This window comes from Actinomyces dentalis DSM 19115 (genome assembly GCF_000429225.1).
Taxonomy (GTDB): domain Bacteria; phylum Actinomycetota; class Actinomycetes; order Actinomycetales; family Actinomycetaceae; genus Actinomyces; species Actinomyces dentalis.
In genome coordinates this window covers 57,673-76,899 of record NZ_AUBL01000010.1, presented here as the reverse complement: position 1 = coordinate 76,899, position 19,227 = coordinate 57,673, and the positions used below count along the sequence as shown (strand labels likewise).

The window sequence follows — 19,227 nt, the reverse complement described above, 5'->3', positions numbered from 1 at the left end:
GGGCGACGGTGCGAGGGCCGGCCATTGCATGCCGCGCCGCCGCCACAACAGGGGAGCCGTGAACCCCGCGGAGCGGGAATGATCCCGCCGCCGGGGAGCCGGTACCATCCTCAGCGCCGGCAGACCCGGCTTCGCGACACAGCCACGACAGGACCGCCATGACCGTTCAGATCCGCACCACCCACGTCGGCTCCCTGCCGCGCACCGACGACCTCCTGAAGGCCAACGCCGCCCACGCCGAGGGCCGCCTGGACGACGCCGGCCTGGCCGCCGTCGTGAGGGCCCAGACCGACGCCGTCGTCGCCCGGCAGACGGACATCGGCCTGAGCATCGTCAACGACGGCGAGTACGGTCACGCCATGACCCAGAAGGTCGACTACGGCGCCTGGTGGTTCTACACCTTCGAGCGCTTCAGCGGCCTGGAGGTCATCGACCCCGAGCGGGCCGCCGCCAGGCGCCCCGCCCCCGAGGGCAGACTCGAGCTCGACGCCATGACATCCCGGCGCGACTGGGTCGCCTACGCCGACGCCTACTCCGACCCCACCAGCGGCATCCACCTGGCCGGCGCCCCGGCGCCCGTCATCCCGGCGGTCACCGGCGAGCTGGCCTACACGGGCCGGCGGATCGTCGAGCGCGACGTCGCCGCCCTCAAGGCGGCGCTGGAACGGGCCGGCCGGCCCGTCGAGGAGGGCTTCCTCGCCTCTATCAGCCCCGCGGCCGCCGCCCGCATCGGCAACTACCACTACGAGGACGACGAGGCCGCCGTGTGGGCGTGGGCCGAGGCCCTGCGCGAGGAGTACCTGGCGATCACCGGCGCCGGGCTCGCCGTCCAGATCGACGCCCCCGACCTGGCCGAGTCCTGGGACCAGTTCGAGGTCGCCCCCGACCTGGAGGACTACCGCCGCTTCTCCGCCGTGCGCATCGAGGCCCTCAACCACGCCCTGAGGGGCATCGACCCCGCCCGGGTGCGCTACCACGTGTGCTGGGGCTCGTGGCACGGCCCGCACTCCACCGACCTCGGCTTCGACAAGATCGTCGACCTGGCCCTGAGCGTGAACGCCGACGGGCTGAGCTTCGAGGCGGCTAACGTCCGCCACGAGCACGAGTGGAGGATCTGGAGGGACGTGGCCCTGCCCGAGGGCAAGTACCTCATCCCCGGCGTCGTCTCCCACGCCACCAACGTGCTGGAGCACCCCGAGCTCGTGGCCGACCGCATCGAACGCTTCGCGTCCCTGGTCGGCCCCGAGCGGGTCGTGGCCTCCACCGACTGCGGCCTGGGCGGGCGCGTCCACTCCCACATCGCCTGGTCCAAGCTGGAGTCCCTGGTCCAGGGCGCCCGCCTGGCCTCGCAGCGCTTCTGAGGCGCCCGGCCCCGCCGTCGTCAGGCGCCGATGGCGACCCGTTGCGGCCACCACTGGCCCGTCGGCGGCGGCGGTCCGGCCGGGTCCCAGATGCCGGGGACGTGGCGGCCGCACCGCGGGCAGGCGCCGTCGGGCGTGATCCGGTAGTCGGCGACCCGGTAGCCGACGCGGTCCACCAGGAGATCCCCGCAGCCGGCGCAGCGGGTGGTGGCGCCGTCGCGGGTGCGCACGTTGCCCAGGTAGACGTGGGCGATCCCGGCGTCGCGGGCGATGGCGCGGGCCCGCTCCAGGGTGGAGGCCGGCGTGCGCGGGGCATCCAGCATCCGGTGCGCCGGGTGGAAGGCCGAGAAGTGCACGGGCACCTCCTGCCCGAGCTCGGACACGATCCAGGCGCACTCGGCGGCGATCTCGTCGTCGGAGTCATTGCGCCCGGGGATGAGCAGGGTGGTGATCTCCAGCCAGGTGCCCAGCCCCCTCACCCTCACGAGGGTGTCGAGCACGTCGTTCAGGCGCCCGCCGGTCACGCGCCGGTAGAAGTCGTCGGTGAAGCCCTTGAGGTCGATATTGGCGGCGTCGACGGCGCCGAAGAGCTCGTCGCACGGTCCGGGGCTGATCCATCCCGCGGAGACGGCCACGGCCAGCAGCCCCGCCTCGTGGCAGGCGACGGCGGTGTCGATGGCGTACTCGGCGAAGACGATCGGGTCGTTGTAGGTGAAGGCCACGCCCGCCGCGCCCACGTCGGCCGCGGCGGCGGCCAGGGCCCGGGGCGCGGCCGGGGCGGCCAGGGTCTCGAACTGCCGGGAGGTGGAGATCTCCCAGTTCTGGCAGTACTTGCACGCCAGGTTGCAGCCCGCCGTCCCGAAGGACAGGATCGTCGAGCCGGGCAGCACGTGCGCCAGGGGCTTCTTCTCAATGGGGTCCAGGACGAAGCCGGAGGAGCGCCCGTAGGTGGTCAGCACAATGGCGTCCCCGACGCGGGCCCGCACGAAGCAGAACCCGCGCTGGCCGTCGCGCAGGGTGCACCGGCGCGGGCACAGCTCGCAGCGCAGCCGCCCGTCCGGCATGGCCCGCCACCACCGGGCCACGTGGCGGGGCCCGTCGGCGCGCTCGTCAGCGGGCGGCGCCCCGGCGGCGGGCGCCCTCATGGTCGTCGCCCCCGCGTCCCGTCCGGGACGACGCCGGGCGCGGCCTCCTGCCAGGCGGTCACCGTGTAGGTCTCGACGACGACGTCGCGCCCCCAGTAGTCGGCGGGCAGACCGGCCTTGCGGCGCAGGCGGGCCAGGAAGTCGGCCGGGTCGGGCAGCTGCTCCCACACCTGGGGCAGGAAGGTCGCGCGGCGGCCGCAGGCCGACAGGACGACGCCGTCGACGCCGGGGCGCAGGCGGGCCAGGAGCTCGGCCTCGTCGGCCGCCGGCAGGGCAGCCGGGACGGACAGGACGGAGACCTCCACGACGGTGTCGTCCAGCTCGCGCGCGGTCAGGGGCGCGAAGCGGGGGTCGTGCAGGGCGGCGGCGACGGCGTTGGCCTCCACGTCCGCGCGCAGCGGGCGGCGGGCCTCGAGGCTGCCGATGCAGCCGCGCAGGGCCCCGCCCGGGGCGCGCCCCGAGGTCAGGGTCACGAAGCTCGCCCCGGGCGCGTCCAGCCAGGCGGCGTGCGCGGCGACTCCCGGGGCGGCGTGCGCCGCGGCCCCCGGGGCGGTCCGCCGGGCGGCGGGGCCGGCCGGGTCGGGGCGGGCGGCGTCCGGGGTGGAGGGGCCGGTCGGGCCGGCCGGGTCGAGGCGGGCGGCGATGGCGCCGCGGGCCAGGGGCAGGAGGACCAGGCCGGCGTCGGCGGGCGGGACGGGGGCGGACGCGGCGTCGGCGGGCGGGGTCATGGCGGGCATCTCTACTCCTCGTAAAAGGCGACGGCGGCGTAGCCCACCACCCGGGCGGGGTCGCCGATGGTGTCGGCGGAGGTGGCCGCCCCGAGCAGGCGCGGGCGCAGGCCCCTCTGGCCGGCGGCCAGCAGGAGGGCGTTCACGCCGGTGGCGCCGCAGGCCTCCTCGTGGTCGATGTCGGCGCGCAGCGCCAGAATGCGCTCAATGGTCGCGTCGTCCACCCGCCGGGCCTCGGTCTGGGGCAGGTAGTGGGACAGGTCCGAGCTGACCACCACCAGGGTGTCCGGGCTCCCCAGGAAGGGGAGGATCGCCTCGGCGGCCCGGTCGGGGGCGACCCAGCCCACGGCCAGGGGCACCACGTCCGCCCCGGGCAGGACGGTGGCCAGGAAGGGGAGCTGGACCTCCAGGGAGTGCTCGGCGGCGTGGACGTCGGGGCGGGTGACCACCAGCCCGGTGACGGCCAGCGCCTCGATCTGCGGGGGAACCTCCACCGTCACGGGGCCCAGCGGGGTGTCCATGGCCCGGCAGCCGGGCAGGGCCAGGGCGCGCACGCCCACCCGGTGGGTGGGCCCCAGCATGACGACCCTGCGGACCCGCCCGCGCAGGGCCCCGGCCCGCGCCCAGGCCAGGGCGGCGGTGGGGCCGGAGTAGACGTAGCCGGCGTGGGGGACGATGAGCGCCGCGGGGGCGGGGGCGCCGTCGCCGGCCGCGGGGCGCGCCGCCTCCAGCATGGCCTCGACGTCGGCCCGCAGGCGGGCGGGCTCGGCGGGGTAGAACAGGCCCGCCACCGCCGGCGGACGCACCTGCTGGGACTGTGGTGGTTGACTCATGAGGATCGCGCTCCCTGGATCGCCCGGCGCCTCCAGGCTACCCGCACGGCCCGCCCCGCGGGGCCGATAGCGCGGGGCGGAGCGGCGCCGGCGGGCGCCGAGGAGCGCCCCGGGGCGCCCGCGACGGCGGCGACGGCGGGCGCGGGCGGGTCCCGAAATGGCATCGTTCACGGTTGAGCTGCACGGGCGGGTCCCGGCGGGCGGGGCGGGGCGCGGGAGGGGACCGTAGACTCCCGTGCGTGAGCACTCTTCCCCTGCGCCCCGGCCTCGAGGGCGAGGAGCCCTACGGGGCGCCCGAGCTCGACGTGCCCGTGCGGCTCAACGTCAATGAGAACCCCTACGCGCCCTCCCCGGCCGTCGTCGAGTCCATCGCCCGGGCCGCCGCCGGCGCCGCCGGCCGCCTCAACCGCTACCCCGACCGCGACTTCCCCGCCCTGCGCCGGGCCCTGGCCGACTACCTCGCCGTCGAGTCCGGGGTGAGGCCCGACTGGGAGGGCGTCTGGGCGGCCAACGGCTCCAACGAGGTCATGCTCCACGTGCTCCAGGCCTTCGGCGGCCCCGGCCGGGCCTGCCTGTCATTCACCCCCACGTACTCCATGTACCCCGAGTACGCGCGCGACACCCTCACCGACTACGTCACCGGGCCGCGCCGGGCGGACTTCACCCTCGATGCGGCCGCCGTCGCCGCCGCCATCGAGCGCGTGCGCCCCGCCGTCGTCCTGCTGGCCAGCCCCAATAACCCCACCGGCACCGTCCTGCCCCTGGACGACGTGCGCGCCGTCCTGGAGGCCGCCCGCGGCCGCGGGCCCGCGGGCGCGGACGGCGCCGCCGACGCCGTCGTCGTCATCGACGAGGCCTACGGCGAGTTCCGCCGCCCCGGCGTGCCCAGCGCCCTGGAGCTGCTCGCCGAGTCCGACGCCGCCGGGCCCCGCCACCCGCACCTGGCGGTGGCCCGCACCATGAGCAAGGCCTTCGGCATGGCCGGGCTGCGTCTGGGCTACCTCGCCGCGTCCCGCGAGCTGGTCGACGCCCTGCGCGTCGTGCGCCTGCCCTACCACCTGTCCGCCCTCACGCAGGCGGCGGCCCTGGCGGCCCTGGACCACCGCGAGGAGCTCATGGGCCAGGTCGCCTCGCTGCGCTCCGAGCGCGACGCCCTGGTGGCCTGGCTGCGCGGCCGGGGGTGCACCGCCCACGAGTCCGACGCCAACTTCGTGCTCTTCGGGCCCTTCGAGGACCGAGACGCCGTCTTCGCCGCCCTGCTCGAGCGCGGCGTCCTCATCCGCGTCGTCGGCCCGGAGGGGTACCTTCGGGTCAGTATCGGCACGCCCGACGAGATGGAGGCCTTCCGCTCCGCCCTCGACGGCGTCCTGGCGGGCACCCGCCCCCCGGGCGCCGCGCGCGGCCGCGGAACGGCCGTGAAAGAGCCGCGCAAGGGCACGAGGGAGAGGAACCCATGAGCCGCACCGCCCGCATCGAACGCACCACCAGCGAATCGTCCGTCCTCGTCGAGCTCGACCTGGACGGCACCGGCCGCACGGACGTGTCCACCACGGTCCCCTTCTGGGACCACATGCTCACGGCGCTGGGCAAGCACTCGCTGATCGACCTGAGGGTGCGCGCCACCGGCGACACCGACATCGACGTCCACCACACCGTGGAGGACACCGCCATCTGCATCGGCGAGGCGCTGCGCGTCGCCCTGGGCGACAAGCGCGGCATCACCCGCTTCGGCGACGCCCTCGTGCCGCTGGACGAGGCCCTGGCCCAGGCCGTCGTCGACGTGTCGGGACGGCCCTACCTCGTCCACGACGGCGAGTCCGAGGCCTTCGTCCACCACCTCATCGGCGGCCACTTCACCGGGTCGATGGTCCGCCACGTCCTGGAGGCCATCGCCCACCACGCCGGGATCTGCCTGCACGTGCGCGTCATCTGCGGGCGGGACCCCCACCACATCGCCGAGGCCGAGTTCAAGGCCCTCGCCCGCGCCCTGCGCGCCGCCGTCCAACCCGATCCCCGCGTGGACGGAATCCCCTCGACCAAGGGAGCCCTGTAATGCACGACGACAAGCACGACGACCGCGACCCGCTCGACGGCCCCCGCGACGGCGACGACATCGACGCCGCCTTCGCCGCCCTCGTCGAGGGCCTGGACTTATCCGCGGACGAGGGGGTCGGGCCCGCCGAGCCCGGTGTCGTCGAGCCCGACGCCCCCCGGCCCGGGCCCGCCGGCCCCGGCCCCTCCGGCGCCGGCGGGCGCAACGCCACGGGCGGCGTCGTCCACGCGCCCACCTCCGACGAGGTGCCCCACAACTCCTACTCGGCGCCCGGGCCCGCCGAGGCGGCGCCCGAGGCGCCCAAGGCGATCAAGATCGCCGTCGTCCTGACCCCCCTGGCCAGCGCCAGCGCGCTGGCGGCCCTGTGCGCCATGAGCGACCTCGACTGCACCATCGTGCCGGCCCGCTCGGGCGCGATCGCCGTCAAGGAGTTCGTCTCCGCCCACGCCGAGTGGGACGTGGCCGAGCTCCTCGGCGGCGTCGAGACCGAGCCCGCCGAGGCGGCCGAGCTCGCCAAGGCCCTGTCTCGCCTGTCCCGCGGCGGCGTCGTCCTCATGACGGCGGACCTGGCCACCGACGTCGGCATCGAGTCGGGCCTGTCGGGCACGATCACGGCGCGCCGCTACGAGGACGGCTCCGCCGGCGAGGAGGCCAGCTCGGGCCTGCTGCTGTCCGCCGTCGACCAGGTCGTCGAGGACATCCTGCTGGGCATCGTCAAGGCCGACGCCGTCGACGGCGCCCTGCGCGCCGGCGAGGTCACCCCCGGCCGGGCCATGCGCTGGTTCGGGCGGGGCCTGCGCGGCCGGCGCGACGGGAGGGACTGAGCCCCGCGCGGGCGGGCGCGCTCACGAGGCGGCCAGGGCGTCGGAGAGGGTGAGGAAGACAGTGCCCTCCGCCAGCATCGCCGGGACGGCCGCCCGGTAGCCGGCGCCCGTGCCGGCGTCGGGCTGATTCATGTGGGAGATGACCACGTCGCCCGGCCCGGCCCGGCCGACCTCCGCCTCGACGGTGTCGGCGGGGAAGGTGGCGCCGCCGTCGCCGTTGATGGAGAAGCCCGCGGCCCTCAGTCCCAGCCGGGCGGCGATGGCCAGGGCGACGTCGTCCCAGTGCGCGGTGCCGGGCCGGAAGAAGCGCGGCGCCCGGCCGGTGCGCTCGGTCAGGGCGGCCTGGTTGCCCATGATCTCGTCCCACACCTCTCCCGCGTCGGCCGTGCCCGGGATGCCGTAGGCGGACGCCCCGGTCACCGACAGCGGCAGGTGCGAGGTGCCGTGGTTGGCGATCTCCACCGTCGGGCAGGCGGCGAGCCGGTCGGTCAGGTCCGGGTTCGCCTCGACCCACCGGGAGTTGAGGAAGGCGGTGAAGGGGACCTGCCGGGAGATGAGCATGTCGACCAGGTCGATGTCGACCCCGGAGCCCCCGGGGCCTCCGCAGGCGTCCAGCGTCAGGCACACGCCCCCGGCCGCGGTGCCCGACACGATGCCCTCGCCGACCATGTCGAACCAGGCGGGCCGCCGGTCGGCGAACTCGGCGACGATCTCCTCGCGCGAGGGGACGCCCGGCGTCGGGGAGGCCGACGGCGTCGGAGCCGGGGAGTCCGCGGGTGCGACGGGGGAGGGGGAGTCCGCGGCCGTCGGGTCGGCGGGGGCGGCGGATGCGGGGGCCGTCGGGGCCGCGGCGCGGGAGGCGGCGGGGCCGGAGGCGCACGCGCCCAGTCCGGCCAGCGCCGCGGTGGTCAACAGGCCCCGGACGACGGTGCGGCGCCGGGGCGGTGGTGCGGGGAGCATGGGGCCGATCCTGCCACCTCCCGCCCGCCGGGGCGCACGGCGCCGGGGCCCGGCGCCCCGGGGGGCCCGCCCCGCCGGGCGCCGCGGGCCCCGCGCCCGGTAGGGTGGGCGCATGAGCCAGCCCCGGGTCGTCGTCCTGTCCTACGGCAGCGGTAATGTGCGATCCGCCGTGCGCGCCCTGGAGCGCGTGGGGGCGGACGTCGAACTGACCGCCGACCCGGACGACGTCGCCGGCGCCGACGGCCTCGTGGTCCCCGGCGTGGGCGCCTTCGCCTCCGTCATGGACCAGCTGCGCGCCGTCGGCGCCCCCCGGCTCATCGACCGCCGACTGGCGGGCGGACGCCCCGTGCTGGGGATCTGCGTGGGGATGCAGGTGATGTTCGACTCCTCGACCGAGCACGCCGGCCCCGGGCGGAGCTCGCAGGGCCTGGGGCAGTGGCCCGGCACCGTTGAACGGCTCCGGGCCGAGGTCGTCCCGCACATGGGATGGTCGCTCGTGCGCCCGCCCGCCGGAACCGTCCTGTTCGACGGCGTGGAGGACGAGCGCTTCTACTTCGTCCACTCCTACGCCGCCAAGACGGACCCCGCCGTCCTCCTGGGCCCGGGACCCTCCCGCCCGCCGCTGACCACCTGGGCCACCCACGGAGAGGACTTCGTGGCCGCCGTCGAGAACGGGGCCCTGACCGCCACCCAGTTCCACCCCGAGAAGTCCGGCGACGCCGGAGCCCGGCTCCTGCGCAACTGGCTCACCACTCTCTGACCCGTCGCGGGCGCGCAGGCGCCCGCCGCCGACCCGAAGGACTCGCCGCCATGCTCACGCTCCTGCCCGCCGTTGACGTCGCCAACGGCAAGGCCGTCAGACTGCTCAAGGGACAGGCCGGAACCGAGACCGACTACGGCGACCCCCTGGACGCGGCCCGCCACTGGGCCGAGGCCGGCGCCCGGTGGATCCACCTGGTCGACCTCGACGCGGCCTTCGGCCGCGGCTCCAACGCCGAGCTCCTCGCCCGCATCGTCGGCGAGGTCGGCGTCAAGGTCGAGCTGTCCGGCGGCATCCGCGACGACGCCTCCCTGACCCGGGCCTTGGAGGCCGGCGCCGCCCGCATCAACCTCGGCACCGCTGCCCTGGAGGACCCCGAGTGGACCGAGCGCGTCATCTCCGACCACGGCGGCCTCATCGCCGTGGGCCTGGACGTGCGCGGCTCGACGCTGGCCGCCCGCGGCTGGACCAAGGAGGGCGGCAACCTGTGGGAGACCCTGGAGCGCCTCAACGCCGCGGGCTGCTCGCGCTACGTCGTCACCGACGTCACACGCGACGGGACCCTGACGGGCCCCAACCTCGAGCTGCTGCGCGCCGTCGCCTCGTTCAGCCCCGCCCCCGTCGTCGCCTCCGGGGGTATCGCCGGCCTGGAGGACATCGCCGCCCTGGCCGCCCTGGTCCCCCAGGGCGTCGACTCCGCCATTATCGGCAAGGCCCTGTACAACGGCGACTTCACCCTCCAGCAGGCCCTGGCCGTCGCCGACGGCGCCCGGGTCGAGGACGTGCGCCCGTGAGCGGATCCGCCGCCGACCCCGCTCACCCGGCGCGGGATCGGGCCGGGGCCGGGGGCGGGGGCGCGCCCGGCGGTCGTGAGGCGGGCGCAGCCGGCGGCCGCGAGCCCCTGCCCCTGGCCGCCACCGACGCCCAGGTGCGGGCGGCCCTGGCGGCGCGGGCCAAGATGGAGCGGCTCCTGGCCGCCCCCACGCCCTTCGCCTCCGACGACGGCTCCGCCGACCCGGCGGTCACGGCCGCCCTGGAGGACACCGAGTCGGAGCGCCACCTCCGCCTCGACCGCCTCTGGGCGGCGCTAACGGCCGGCCGCCTCATCGTCCCCGTCGCCGCCCACGCCCGCCCGGGCCGCGGCGCAGCCGGCCGGGCCGACGATTCCGGCCGGGCGGGCGCGCCCGAGTCCGGGACCCGCGCCGAGGACCCCGCCCGGGACGCCGCCGCCCTCGCCGTCGACCTCCCCGACGGGCGCACCGCCCTGCCCGTGTTCACCAGCGCGGCCGCCATGACCGCCTGGCGCCCCGACGTGCGGCCGGTGCCGGTCGACCCGCGCCGCGCCGCCCGGCTGGCCGTCCTGGAGACCGACCGGCTGTGGATCCTCGACCCCGGCACCCGCGACCTGCGCCTGCCGCGCCCCGCCGTCGTCGCCCTGGCCGACGGGCGGGACTGGGCGCCGTCCTGGCGCAACGAGCCGGTCCAGCGGGAGATCGCCGCCCGGCTCGGCGCCGTGGAGGGCGTGGCCGGCGTCGCCTTCGAGCCCGGCGCCGCCGTCGAGCTGCGGATCTTCATCCGCGTCGAGGTCTCCGGCGGCGCGTCCGCCGTCGCCGCGACCATGGAGGCCTGCCGGCGCGCCATGGCCGACCCGGCCTGGGCCGATCTCGTCGACGCCGTCGAGCTGTGCCCGCTGCCCGGCTGAGGCGCCCCGCGGGCGTCCCGCGACGAGCCTGAGCCGCGCTCGCGGAACCGGGCGTGCTATGAGGCTCCCCGGGGTAGTCTGTGAGTGCCGTTACTCGTCTTCCGCACAGGGGCCGCCCGCCATGACATCCCGCTTCCCCAAGGCCCTGGCCGTCGTCGTGCTCGTGCTGGCGACGGCTCTGAGCGGCTGCGGCCCGTCCCCCGGCTCCGCCGAGTCCACATCCGCGCCCGGCGCGACTGCGGCGGCGGGCCTCGACCCGCGCTACGAGGAGGGGGCCTTCGGCGCCTGGAGCGCCTCCCTTCACACCGACGCGGGGGATGCGCGGGCGCTGTCGGAAAAAGATGTGTCCTCCGACGGGGGAGTCCGGGCGTGGGTCGATGATGACGGGGGGACGGCGGTCTTCGCCCTCTCGTACGGGTCCTACGTCTCGACCCTCACGGCCGTGGACATGCGGGACGGCTCGACCCGCTGGACCGTCGACCTCAAGGACCACCGCCGCGCCTCGGAGAGCGTCGAGGCTCCGCTGATACTGGGCGACTTCGGTTTCGGCGACGAGTACTGCCTGCCCATGACCGTGCAGAACCACGTCGTGTGCGACAACGTCGGCCTGATCGATATGCGCGACGGCGCGGTCGCCGAGATCCCCGAGACCACCGACTTCATGGGGATCGGATCGGGCGAGGCGCAGGACGTCGTCGTCGGCAACCTCGGCGGGAACGCCGTACCGGTGGGCGTGGCCGCGTGGAGCGTCGCGGGCGAGGAGCTGTGGCGCCGCGACGATCTGATCCTGGACCTCTCCTCGGTGGGGAGCACCTGGGCGGTGGCCCGGCGCTCCGGGAGCCGGACCTCCTACGAGGTCGTCTCGCTGACCGACGGCGCCACCCTGTCGAGCTTCGAGCTGCCCGACGGCGGATTCGGCGCCAACCTGGCGATGGCCACCACCGAGGGCGTGCTCACCTTCGGATTCCTCTTCAACAACGGCCCGCAGGCCCAGTACAAGGTCGAGCTGTTCGACGCCGGCGGCGGCTCCCTGCGGGTCCTCGCCCCGGCCGCGCAGATCGAGAACCGTCAGCTCTCCATCTCGGCGTGGCCGGAGGAGGTGCTCGAGCACATCCCGACGCCGGAGACGGCCCTGGCCGGGATCGAGGGCCCCGGCCGCATCCGGTCGCGCGACGACGACTGGTACCGGGGCGACTCGAACACCGAGACCGTGACCCGGGTGGACGCCCCCGACGTCCCCCTCCCGGGCATTGACGAGTTCGGCCCGGTCGGCGACGCCGTCCTCACCTTCGACACCGACAGCCTCAACGCCTACGCGGCCGCGGACGCCCGCCCCCTCTGGGAGCTGGACCTGGGCGCGCCGGACGCGATCAACTCGCACAGGCGCGTCAAAAGAGCCGGGCGCTTCGGGTTCCTCATCGGGCGGCAGACCGACGGCGGCGCGACGACGGCCACCCTGCTCGCCCCCGGCCGCCCGGGGAGCGCGGGGGCCGGCGGGTCGGGGGACCTCACCTGGGAGGCCTCGACCGCATCGGGCGCGCCGGGGATCAGCCGCAGCGCCTCGGACTCGGGCGCGGCGCCCGGATCTCCGTCCGCGCCGTCGACGGCGCCCGCACCCGCGCCGAGCGCCAGTATGCCCCCCATCACCGTGTCGCCGCCGTCGGGGGGCGGGGCGGTCAGCGGACTGCAGGCCTTCTCCGACGATCTGGCCGCCGCCAACTTCGACGGGATCCGCCAGGCCTGCTGGACGGTCGCGGACTCGACCATGGACCGGCAGTACTTCTCGGCGTCGTCGCGCGCGGGCATCCTCGACGCCATCGCGGGGCCGGGCGAGACGACCCCCGACGGGGCGCGCTGGAAGGGGACGGCGGGCACCGTCGTCGTCTCCTCCGAGGAACTGAGTTCGCCCTACGCGTGCCCCTCCTACCAGCCGGGCGGGACGGCCGAGGAGCTGACGGCCGACGACGCCCGCCTGCTCCTGACGAGGATCGTCGGGATCGCCGAGGGGAGCCCGGTGCGCAGCGGCGACAACGGGCACTACGACCTCTTCTGCCAGGACTGGCGCACCTTCACGACGCCCGCCATGACGGCGTCGCTGCACATGATGCTGGAGGGGGAGATCACCGTGACCCTCTCCTCCTCGGACGCCTCCTCCCGCCGTTACACGGTGACGAGCACCAGCAATCCCTCCTCCCCGACCCTGGTGCAGAACACGACGAACGCCTCCGTGTGCATGGACGGTTAGGACGTGCCCGGGCCGCGGCCGCGCGAGTCGGCCGGACGGCGCCGTCGTCGGCCTGTGAGAATCGGGACGGACCTGGTACAGTCTCCCTGACCGGCCGGAGTCCGTCTCCGGCACGCAAGCGGAGCAATCCCACCTGGGTCCCCCGCGGGGACCGGGTCATGCGAGGTGGATCCTCGCGGTCGCAGGCGCTTGGGCGCCAGTGCGGCCGTGCTCGCAGGGGCACATGAAGGGCCTTCGCTCGCGTTCCGCGGCGAGGGCCCTCTTCGTCGCGGTGATCGTCACCATCAGGAGTGAGGAACAACCATCAGCGAGCCCCGTATCAATGAACGGATCCGCGTCCCCGAGGTGCGCCTCGTCGGTCCCAGCGGCGAGCAGGTCGGCGTCGTCCGCGTCGAGGACGCGCTGCGACTGGCGGAGGAGGCCGATCTCGATCTGGTCGAGGTCGCGCCCGACGCACGTCCTCCCGTGTGCAAGCTCATGGACTACGGCAAGTTCAAGTACGAGTCGGCCATGAAGGCGCGTGACGCCCGGCGCAACCAGGCCAATACGCAACTCAAGGAGATCCAGTTCCGCCCCAAGATCGACGAGCACGACTACGCCACCAAGATGGGGCACGTCAAGCGCTTCCTCGAGGGCGGGGACAAGGTCAAGTGCATCGTCCGCTTCCGCGGGCGCGAGCAGTCCCGCCCCGAGCTGGGCATCCGCCTGCTCCAGCGCGTGGCCGAGGAGACCGAGGATCTGGGGAACATCGAGTCCCACCCCCGCCAGGACGGCCGGAACATGGTCATGGTCCTGGCTCCCACGCGCAAGAAGGCCGAGGTCAAGTCCGATCAGCGTCGTCGCCGCGAGGAGGCGCGCGCCCACCGCCGCGCCGAGAAGCACGCGGCCAAGGGGGCCCGGAGGGGCTCCCGGGGCTCCCGCCCCGCCGACGCCTCATAAGACCAGGGCCGCGCGGCGCGGCCATCACCGCCCCACCGGCAGACCGCGTGGGGTCCGCAGCCCCGGGCATCCGCCCGGCGGCCGAGAAGAGGAATCCAGAAATGCCGAAGAACAAGACGCACTCCGGTGCCAAGAAGCGCTTCCGGGTCACCGGCAGCGGCAAGCTCATGCGCGAGCAGGCGGGCAAGCGCCACCTGCTCGAGGTCAAGTCCTCGCGCCGCAAGCGCAAGCTGTCCAGGGACCAGCCGGTCGCGGGATCCGACCTGCGCCAGGTCAAGAAGCTGCTCGGTCGCTGACCGGTCCACCACCTCAAGGAGTCATCACATGGCACGTGTGAAGCGGGCTGTCAACGCCCACAAGAAGCGTCGTTCTGTTCTCGAGAAGGCCTCGGGCTACCGCGGCCAGCGCTCCCGCCTCTACCGCAAGGCCAAGGAGCAGGTCACCCACTCCGGCGTCTACGCCTTCCGCGACCGCCGCGCCCGCAAACGCGACTTCCGCCGCCTGTGGATCCAGCGCATCAACGCCGCCGTCCGCGCCGAGGGCATGACCTACAACCGGTTCATCCAGGGCCTGGGCCTGGCCGGCGTCGAGGTCGACCGGCGCATGCTCGCCGAGCTCGCCGTCAACGAGCCGACCGCCTTCACGGCCCTCGTCGAGGTCGCCAGGAAGGCCCTGCCCGCCGACGTCAACGCCCCCAGGGCCTGACGCGACTGACGGACGCGCGACGCGTCACTCGCCGGGTCGATGGCCCGGCGCCCGCCGTCCGACGGCGCCGCCTGCACGGGCGGCGCCGTCGCGTCCTCTAGGCTCGGGGCCGTGAGCAACCGACGCGATTCGACCACCTGGCGGCCCGGCGTGGCCCTTCCCCGACCCGAGGGCGCCCGCGCACCCCGCCCCGACATCCTGGACAACCCGGACTCGGCGAGGGTGGCGCGCGTGGCCGGGCTCGCCCGGCGCCATGCGCGCGACAAGTACGAGCGGTTCCTCGTCGAGGGCCCGCGGGGGGTGGGCGAGGCCGTCCGCCACGCCGCGGCGCACGTCCACGACCTCTACCTCACGCCCGAGGCCGCCGACCGCCACGCCGACATCCTCGCCCGCGCCCGCGCGGCCGGCCTGTACACGCACACGGTCACGCCGCGGGTCATGGCCGCCATGAGCGCGGACGCGCAGGGCGTCCTCGCCGTCGTGGCGACGACGGCGCTGGCTGCGGGCCCGCAGCCGCAGGAGGACGGCGCCGGGGCGGGGGAGGGCCTGGCGGAACGGCTCGCCGGGGCCCGACTCGTCGCCGTACTCGCCGAGGCCCAGGACCCCGGCAACGCCGGCACCATTATCCGGACCGCCGACGCCGCCGGGGCCGACGCCGTCGTCCTCGTGCGCGGCAGCGTCGACGCCACCAACCCCAAGGTGGTACGGTCCACAGCAGGCAGCCTCTTCCACCTGCCTGTGCTGACGGGGGCGGGTCTGGGGGAGGTCCTGGAGGCGCTCGACGGCGCCGGGCTCGCGGTCCTGGCCGCGGACGGGAGCGGGCCGGTCGGCCTGTTCGACGCCGATGAGCTCCTGGCCCGGCCCTGCGCCTGGCTGTTCGGCAACGAGGCCCGCGGACTGGCCCCCGAGGCCCTGGAGCGCGCGGAGGCCGTCGTCTCCGTCCCCGTGCTCGGGGCCGCTGAGTCCCTCAATGTCGCCGCTGCCGCGGCCGTGTGCCTGTACGCCTCGGTGCGGGCGCAGCGCTGAGCCGGGCGCTGGGCCGGGTGCCGGACCTCGCGGTGCGCTGGGGCGGTATTCGCGGTGCGCCGAGGCGGTCAGTTGTCCCGAGAGTCCCGATTTTGGCGCTCTGGGAGGATCGTTCGGGTCGGCACCTCAAAGAGGCTCAAAGATTTCCGCGTGATTCTGCGGTTCTCATGAAGCGATCATCGGGTGCGGGGCGGAACGATCCTCCCGGAGCGCCATTTCTCGCCCCGGGCGGGCTCCGCGGGGACGGGAATCTGAGACGAGGCGGTCATCCGGGAGGCGGAGGCGCTGCGCAGGCTCCGCGGATGCGGGGGTCTGAGTCTGGTGAGACGCGTGGGACGTGTGGGACTCGTGGCCGGAACGAACGGCGCCGGGGCGACGCCCGGGGCCGTGCACCGCTGCTCGCGAGATCGCCGGGTAACCCGCGAGCACGTCACTTAACCCGCGAGATCGTCACTTAACCCGCGAGCACGTACCTCTAGCAGACGTTCTCGCGGGTTAAGTGACGATCTCGTCACCGACGCTAAGGGACTCGCCCGTTCCACACGAACACGTCGCGACTCATTCGGGCGCACCGCTCGAGAGCACTCCGAGTGTCAGCTCCGAGGCGCGCCGGGGCGTCACCAGCCGCTCGTCCCTGGCCCGGGCGCAGGCCATGATCCATGCGCGGGGCAGGCCGGGGGCTCGGAGGTCCTCCTCCGGCCTGGCACCCACGACCCGGTAGAAGTCGTCGTCGACAGGATTCAGGTACACGTCCGCCCGTTTCAGATCGATGCCCGCTTGCTCGGCGGTGGCGATCAGGAGCGACCAGGAGACGCGATAGTTCGCCGCCATCGCGATGAGCTCGTCCCTGGAGGGATTGTGCAGCCGCTCCACGACGGCCCGGGGGAGAAGCAGCTCGGCGGCGAAGGCGTCGATCCTCCCCTCCGCCTCGCGCGGGGCCGCATAGTGGCCCGAGGCCTCGTAGGCGTCCCCGGCGACGTGATGCCCGATCTCATGGGCCGCGGCGGCGCGGCGCCGGCCCGGCTCCAGGGCCTCTCCGATCACGGCCACACCCAGCCCGGGCTGTGGGGTCAGGGACAGGCCGTCGATCCGGGCCGCCGTCGTACGGCACCACAGCCCGAGCCCGGCGGCCACATCCGCCATAGCCCCCAGGGGGTCGTCCCCGACGCCGAGGAATCCCCGGACCTCACGGGCCAGGGCCCGCGACTGCTCGGGGGAGCCGATGCCCTCGCCGCCCATGCCCAGGTCGACCGGTTCCAGCAGTCCGTCATCGCGGAGCCGGCACAGGTCCCGCCATGCGCGGTCGAGATCGAGGCCGGCCCTGAAGCTCTCGCGCTCCTCGGGCCTGGAGTTCTCGTCCACGGGGGGCCGGGCGGCGCGCACGTCCGCGAGCGGGAGCAGGACGAGATCGCTCAGGGTGACCTAGAGGACCTCGGCGATCCTCGCGAGCTCCAGGGCGGAGACCTTCCGCTCGCCCGACTCGATGCGCGAGAGCGCGGTCCGCTCCAGGCGGCAGCGCTGGGCCAGTCCGGTCTGGTCGAGCCCGGTTCCCAGCCGCACCTGTCGGATCCGCGCACCGAGCTCGCCAAAGTCCTTGACCGTATCCATGTGTGCGATTTTCGCACATGCTGTGGTGTCCGGAGACTCCTGCCGCCGTCCGTCGCGTGCGGCCGGGAGCGGGCGCCGGCGTCTCAGTACTCGGGCACCTCGTGGGCGCTGGCCGCGCCGCGATGCTAAGGTCCCATGGCAGCGGTGAGGATCGTCTCCCGCGCAGGATCGACTCAGGAGGAATGCAGTGCGCATGTGGATGTGTTGCTGTCGGTGCCGCTGAGACGCCGCCCTGCCCATCCCCCTTCACGACCGAGACGAGGTCCTCGTGTCCACTGCCGATTCCTCCCCCATCCCCGCCGACGCCGCCCCCGCCGACCGGCCGCTGGTGCGCGTGAGCCACGTGAGCAAGTTCTACGGCGACTTCCAGGCGCTCGACGACGTGTCCCTGGACATCCACCGCGGTGAGGTCGTCGCCGTCATCGGGGCCTCCGGGTCGGGCAAGTCCACGCTGTGCCGCACCATCAACCGCCTGGAGACCATCCAGGAGGGGACCATCGAGATCGACGGCGAGCTCCTGCCCGAGGAGGGCCGCGAGCTGACCCGCCTGCGGGCCGAGGTCGGCATGGTCTTCCAGTCCTTCAACCTCTTCCCGCACCGCACGGTCCTGGACAACATCACCCTGGCGCCCGTGCGCGTGCGCCACCGGCCGCGCGCCCAGGCGCAGGAGCGCGCCCGCGAGCTCCTGGAGCGCGTGGGCCTGGCCGACCAGGCCTTCAAGCGCCCGCCCCAGCTCTCCGGCGGCCAGCAGCAGCGGGTCGCCATCGCCCGGGCCCTGGCCATGGACCCCAAGATCATGCTCTTCGACGAGCCCACCTCCGCCCTGGACCCCGAGATGATCAACGAGGTCCTCGACGTCATGAAGAGCCTCGCCGCCGAGGGCATGACCATGCTCGTGGTCACCCATGAGATGGGCTTCGCCCGCTCGGTGGCGGACCGGGTCGTCTTCATGGACGCCGGCCAGATCGTCGAGGAGGCCCCACCCGCGCAGTTCTTCTCCGCCCCCGACTCCGAGCGCGCCCGCGACTTCCTGTCCAAGATCCTCAGCCACTGACCGCCCTTCCCCCGCGGCGCCGCCCGCCGGCGGCCCCGCCCCGCCACCACGAAAGGACACGCCCATGGCGACTCCCAACCGACGTCTGTTCCTCAGCGCCGCAGGTGCGGCCTCCCTCGCCGCCGTCCTGGCCGCCTGCGCCGACACGGGTGCCGACGGCCGGGCCGTCTCCTCCTCCTCTTCCTCCTCTGCCAGTGCGGGCGCCGTCGACTACAACACGGTCATCAACTCCGGCCCCGTGGCCGCCGACGACGTCGTCGCCTCCTCCGCCTGGGCCTCGGCCGTCAAGGAGGCGGGCGTGCTCAAGACCGGCGGGACGAAGACCGCGCCGGTCTTCTCCCTGGAGGACGCGACCACCGGCGAGGTCTCCGGCTTCGACACCGCCATCGGCCAGGTCCTGGCCCGCTACATCATCGGCGGCAACAATGACGCCCGCACCCTGCTGGACATCACCCAGGTCACCTCGGACACCCGCGAGGTCGTGCTCGGCAACGGCAGCGTGCAGGCCGTCATCGCCACCTACACGATCACCCCCGAGCGCGCCAAGAAGATCGACTTCGCCGGGCCCTACTACTCCTCCGGCCAGGCGGTGCTCGTGCGGGCCGACGAGAGCAAGATCACCGGCGTGAGCGACCTGGCGGGCGTCAAGGTCGCCGTCCAGTCCGGCTCCTCCTCCATCAAGGCGCTCCAGGAGGCGGCGCCCAAGGCCGAGCAGACCCCGTTCAACGACCACAACACCTGCCTGTCCGCCCTGGAGACCAGGCAGGTCGACGCCTACGTCGTCGACGAGTCGCTCCTGCTCAGCGCCATGCAGGGCAGCGACGCCTTCAAGATCGTGGGCGAGCCCTTCACGCAGGACCCCTACGGCATCGGCCTGCCCCAGGGTTCGGACGCCAAGGCCTTCGTCAACGCCTTCCTCAAGAAGATCTACGACGACGGCACCTGGGAGAAGATCTGGCAGGCGACCATCGGCGTCATCACGGGCGGCGAGGCGCCCAAGCCGCCGGCCATCGGCTCCGTGCCCGGTTCCGAGACCGACGGCGCCACCGCGTCCCCCGCCCCGAGCGCCACACCTTCCGCCGAGCCGAGCGGGGCCGCCTCGGCGCCCGCACACAACGCCCCGGCGCCCGGCGACAGCCCCTCGGCGCCCCCTGTCAATGACGCCCCGGAGCCCGGCAACGGCGGCGCCGAGACGGGCGAGACCCCCACGCCCGACGCCTGACGGGCCCGGTTCCGCGCCCCCGCGCCCCGGGCCCATCGGCACGACCACGCAAGGAGACGGCT

At 74.6% G+C, this 19,227-nt stretch carries 20 protein-coding genes; 14 read left to right on the top strand and 6 right to left on the bottom strand.

Translation table 11 applies throughout. From position 1 onward, the window contains the following. Positions 1-158: 158 nt before the first annotated feature. Entirely contained in the window at positions 159-1,361 is a 1,203-nt protein-coding gene (locus G446_RS0103505; RefSeq protein WP_026409105.1) for a cobalamin-independent methionine synthase II family protein, read from the top strand. 20 nt (positions 1,362-1,381) lie between these two features. Here G446_RS0103505 and amrS read toward each other — a convergent pair whose 3' ends face one another. Genes amrS through amrB form a run of 3 tightly spaced genes read right to left on the bottom strand, consistent with a single transcriptional unit; the run spans position 1,382 to position 4,067 of the window. Beyond that, the gene (gene amrS / locus G446_RS0103500) at positions 1,382-2,506 is read right to left on the bottom strand and encodes an AmmeMemoRadiSam system radical SAM enzyme (RefSeq protein WP_026409104.1); all 1,125 of its coding nucleotides are present in this window, start codon (positions 2,504-2,506) and stop codon (positions 1,382-1,384) included. Continuing rightward, positions 2,503-3,243, bottom strand: a complete 741-nt coding sequence (gene amrA, locus G446_RS15685; RefSeq protein WP_245574569.1) for an AmmeMemoRadiSam system protein A — start codon at positions 3,241-3,243, stop codon at positions 2,503-2,505. The genes amrS and amrA overlap by 4 nt, the downstream gene beginning before the upstream one ends. A 2-nt stretch (positions 3,244-3,245) precedes the next feature. Next, positions 3,246-4,067, bottom strand: coding sequence for an AmmeMemoRadiSam system protein B (amrB, locus tag G446_RS0103490; RefSeq protein WP_026409103.1), 822 nt, complete (start codon positions 4,065-4,067; stop codon positions 3,246-3,248). Between the two features lie 239 nt (positions 4,068-4,306). On the opposite strand from amrB, the gene G446_RS15680 reads away from it, so the two are divergent. From G446_RS15680 to G446_RS0103475, 3 genes are read left to right on the top strand one after another with little or no spacing between them, the layout of a single operon-like run. Next, complete coding sequence (locus G446_RS15680; RefSeq protein ID WP_084778942.1) at positions 4,307-5,524, top strand: histidinol-phosphate transaminase; 1,218 nt, start codon at positions 4,307-4,309, stop codon at positions 5,522-5,524. Beyond that, positions 5,521-6,120, top strand: a complete 600-nt coding sequence (gene hisB, locus G446_RS0103480; RefSeq protein WP_026409102.1) for an imidazoleglycerol-phosphate dehydratase HisB — start codon at positions 5,521-5,523, stop codon at positions 6,118-6,120. The genes G446_RS15680 and hisB overlap by 4 nt, the downstream gene beginning before the upstream one ends. Then, the gene (locus tag G446_RS0103475; protein ID WP_026409101.1) at positions 6,120-6,944 is read left to right on the top strand and encodes a hypothetical protein; all 825 of its coding nucleotides are present in this window, start codon (positions 6,120-6,122) and stop codon (positions 6,942-6,944) included. The genes hisB and G446_RS0103475 overlap by 1 nt, the downstream gene beginning before the upstream one ends. Positions 6,945-6,965: 21 nt before the next feature. Here the strand turns inward: G446_RS0103475 and G446_RS0103470 are convergent, their stop codons facing one another. After that, entirely contained in the window at positions 6,966-7,904 is a 939-nt protein-coding gene (locus G446_RS0103470) for a polysaccharide deacetylase family protein (RefSeq protein WP_026409100.1), read from the bottom strand. 112 nt (positions 7,905-8,016) lie between these two features. Between G446_RS0103470 and hisH the strand changes: the two genes are divergently transcribed. From hisH to G446_RS0103430, 8 genes are all read left to right on the top strand, one after another. After that, a complete protein-coding gene (gene hisH / locus G446_RS0103465) occupies positions 8,017-8,664 on the top strand; it encodes an imidazole glycerol phosphate synthase subunit HisH (RefSeq protein WP_026409099.1) in 648 nt (215 codons plus the stop codon). Between the two features lie 50 nt (positions 8,665-8,714). Continuing rightward, complete coding sequence (priA, locus tag G446_RS0103460) at positions 8,715-9,458, top strand: bifunctional 1-(5-phosphoribosyl)-5-((5-phosphoribosylamino)methylideneamino)imidazole-4-carboxamide isomerase/phosphoribosylanthranilate isomerase PriA (protein WP_026409098.1); 744 nt, start codon at positions 8,715-8,717, stop codon at positions 9,456-9,458. Between the two features lie 164 nt (positions 9,459-9,622). Further along, positions 9,623-10,366 carry an SseB family protein gene (locus tag G446_RS0103455; protein WP_211228231.1) on the top strand — a complete coding sequence of 248 codons (744 nt, stop codon included), beginning with the start codon at positions 9,623-9,625 and terminating at the stop codon, positions 10,364-10,366. A 121-nt stretch (positions 10,367-10,487) separates the two neighbouring features. Further along, positions 10,488-12,611: a hypothetical protein gene (locus G446_RS0103450; protein ID WP_026409096.1), complete on the top strand. Its 2,124-nt coding sequence runs from the start codon at positions 10,488-10,490 to the stop codon at positions 12,609-12,611. Positions 12,612-12,914: 303 nt separating this feature from the next. Next, complete coding sequence (infC, locus tag G446_RS0103445; RefSeq protein ID WP_084778941.1) at positions 12,915-13,550, top strand: translation initiation factor IF-3; 636 nt, start codon at positions 12,915-12,917, stop codon at positions 13,548-13,550. Between the two features lie 101 nt (positions 13,551-13,651). After that, positions 13,652-13,846: a 50S ribosomal protein L35 gene (gene rpmI / locus G446_RS0103440; RefSeq protein WP_026409094.1), complete on the top strand. Its 195-nt coding sequence runs from the start codon at positions 13,652-13,654 to the stop codon at positions 13,844-13,846. A gap of 28 nt (positions 13,847-13,874) precedes the next feature. Then, positions 13,875-14,255, top strand: coding sequence for a 50S ribosomal protein L20 (rplT, locus tag G446_RS0103435; RefSeq protein ID WP_026409093.1), 381 nt, complete (start codon positions 13,875-13,877; stop codon positions 14,253-14,255). 111 nt (positions 14,256-14,366) lie between these two features. Next, entirely contained in the window at positions 14,367-15,281 is a 915-nt protein-coding gene (locus tag G446_RS0103430; RefSeq protein WP_425393868.1) for a TrmH family RNA methyltransferase, read from the top strand. Positions 15,282-15,839: 558 nt separating this feature from the next. Here the strand turns inward: G446_RS0103430 and G446_RS15675 are convergent. Together G446_RS15675 and G446_RS20265 are read right to left on the bottom strand one after the other, a co-directional pair. Then, the gene (locus G446_RS15675; RefSeq protein ID WP_026409091.1) at positions 15,840-16,664 is read right to left on the bottom strand and encodes an ImmA/IrrE family metallo-endopeptidase; all 825 of its coding nucleotides are present in this window, start codon (positions 16,662-16,664) and stop codon (positions 15,840-15,842) included. A 39-nt stretch (positions 16,665-16,703) separates the two neighbouring features. After that, positions 16,704-16,889, bottom strand: coding sequence for a helix-turn-helix domain-containing protein (locus G446_RS20265; RefSeq protein ID WP_026409090.1), 186 nt, complete (start codon positions 16,887-16,889; stop codon positions 16,704-16,706). 268 nt (positions 16,890-17,157) lie between these two features. Here G446_RS20265 and G446_RS0103415 point away from each other — a divergent pair, with 268 nt between their 5' ends. Both G446_RS0103415 and G446_RS0103410 read left to right on the top strand, forming a co-directional pair. Continuing rightward, entirely contained in the window at positions 17,158-17,943 is a 786-nt protein-coding gene (locus G446_RS0103415) for an amino acid ABC transporter ATP-binding protein (protein WP_281170204.1), read from the top strand. Positions 17,944-18,007: 64 nt separating this feature from the next. After that, a complete protein-coding gene (locus tag G446_RS0103410) occupies positions 18,008-19,165 on the top strand; it encodes a glutamate ABC transporter substrate-binding protein (protein ID WP_026409088.1) in 1,158 nt (385 codons plus the stop codon). Positions 19,166-19,227 lie beyond the last annotated feature (62 nt).

What these genes read in the sequence shown, in the direction of transcription:
- amrS (WP_026409104.1), bottom strand. Translation starts at nt 2,506, where the DNA reads ATGAGGGCGCCCGCCGCCGGGGCGCCGCCCGCTGACGAGCGCGCCGAC.
- hisB (WP_026409102.1), top strand. Translation starts at nt 5,521, where the DNA reads ATGAGCCGCACCGCCCGCATCGAACGCACCACCAGCGAATCGTCCGTC.
- G446_RS20265 (WP_026409090.1), bottom strand. Translation starts at nt 16,889, where the DNA reads ATGGATACGGTCAAGGACTTTGGCGAGCTCGGTGCGCGGATCCGACAG.
- amrB (WP_026409103.1), bottom strand. Translation starts at nt 4,067, where the DNA reads ATGAGTCAACCACCACAGTCCCAGCAGGTGCGTCCGCCGGCGGTGGCG.
- G446_RS0103505 (WP_026409105.1), top strand. Translation starts at nt 159, where the DNA reads ATGACCGTTCAGATCCGCACCACCCACGTCGGCTCCCTGCCGCGCACC.
- rpmI (WP_026409094.1), top strand. Translation starts at nt 13,652, where the DNA reads ATGCCGAAGAACAAGACGCACTCCGGTGCCAAGAAGCGCTTCCGGGTC.
- amrA (WP_245574569.1), bottom strand. Translation starts at nt 3,243, where the DNA reads ATGCCCGCCATGACCCCGCCCGCCGACGCCGCGTCCGCCCCCGTCCCG.
- G446_RS0103450 (WP_026409096.1), top strand. Translation starts at nt 10,488, where the DNA reads ATGACATCCCGCTTCCCCAAGGCCCTGGCCGTCGTCGTGCTCGTGCTG.
- G446_RS0103470 (WP_026409100.1), bottom strand. Translation starts at nt 7,904, where the DNA reads ATGCTCCCCGCACCACCGCCCCGGCGCCGCACCGTCGTCCGGGGCCTG.
- priA (WP_026409098.1), top strand. Translation starts at nt 8,715, where the DNA reads ATGCTCACGCTCCTGCCCGCCGTTGACGTCGCCAACGGCAAGGCCGTC.
- G446_RS0103410 (WP_026409088.1), top strand. Translation starts at nt 18,008, where the DNA reads ATGGCGACTCCCAACCGACGTCTGTTCCTCAGCGCCGCAGGTGCGGCC.
- G446_RS0103455 (WP_211228231.1), top strand. Translation starts at nt 9,623, where the DNA reads ATGGAGCGGCTCCTGGCCGCCCCCACGCCCTTCGCCTCCGACGACGGC.
- G446_RS0103475 (WP_026409101.1), top strand. Translation starts at nt 6,120, where the DNA reads ATGCACGACGACAAGCACGACGACCGCGACCCGCTCGACGGCCCCCGC.
- rplT (WP_026409093.1), top strand. Translation starts at nt 13,875, where the DNA reads ATGGCACGTGTGAAGCGGGCTGTCAACGCCCACAAGAAGCGTCGTTCT.
- hisH (WP_026409099.1), top strand. Translation starts at nt 8,017, where the DNA reads ATGAGCCAGCCCCGGGTCGTCGTCCTGTCCTACGGCAGCGGTAATGTG.